Source organism: Paenibacillus ehimensis NBRC 15659 (assembly GCF_004000785.1).
Lineage (GTDB): Bacteria > Bacillota > Bacilli > Paenibacillales > NBRC-103111 > Paenibacillus_G > Paenibacillus_G ehimensis.
The window spans coordinates 1-848 of sequence record NZ_BILX01000200.1 but is presented as its reverse complement, the minus strand read 5'-3'; the positions used below and the strand labels follow the sequence as shown (position 1 = coordinate 848).

Annotated in this window: 1 protein-coding gene; it reads left to right on the top strand. The window is 38.8% G+C overall.

Annotated elements, in window-relative coordinates:
* The first annotated feature begins 49 nt into the window (after positions 1-49).
* A complete protein-coding gene (locus PEH01S_RS34320) occupies positions 50-745 on the top strand; it encodes a hypothetical protein (RefSeq protein ID WP_127490460.1) in 696 nt (231 codons plus the stop codon).
* Positions 746-848: the final 103 nt, after the last annotated feature.

Below are 848 nucleotides of genomic sequence, written 5' to 3'. Positions count from 1 at the left end.
GGTGATGCTCGACGTAAATATGCCAAATTTTAAGGGAGAGGTGTACTAAATGAAAAAATATGCAATTAAATTATTTCTGGGGCTTTTTGTTTGCAGTTTTATTGTAACAATGCTTGTACAGCAAAATGCAAACGCCTCTATTGAAAAGCAAGTTGACAATAATATTGCTGCGATCAACGAGATGATCAATAAGGAGGTTGCCTTGAAATCCGAGCTTGCTTCAAGTTCAAATCCTTACGATTACATTAAGGATAACGCTGATTTTGAAAAAATCGTTAGCTTAGGCAACGATGCATTACCTGTTTTGCATAATAAATTAGCCAAAAGCGCAAACAACGGTTTACAAGAGTACATTGCTGCAATCGCAATTGAACGTATTGCAAAAGTGGATATGAAGAAAAAAGAATCTACTCAATGGGAAACGGCAAAGGATTTTGAGAAGGTTTGGAAAAATCATCTTAAAGCTGTTCCTGCTACTGTTGAAGCAATTGTGTCGAACAAAAATTTGACATCCGAAGAAAAAGTTAAACAGCTTGTTGAACTTGGCACTCCAGCTATTCCTTTCATCATGGATAAGGTTGAATCTGACGATGAAAAAGTGTTTCCCGCGGTAATCGAGTTAACTAAAAGTAACACATCGACTGTAGCGCCTGAAAATATCGCCGGCTCGAAAGATTGGGTAACGAAGAACAAATCGAGCTTCAATAGTCTGAAGCAATACGTTCTGGATCAACAACAGCAATAAAAATCCCCCATTTTCGGCCTAGAGCGGCAATTTTGATTTCGTGCAACAATGCAAAATAACGGCTCTTGTTCGCATCTTTGCGGCAAGGGCCGATCTTAGTGGC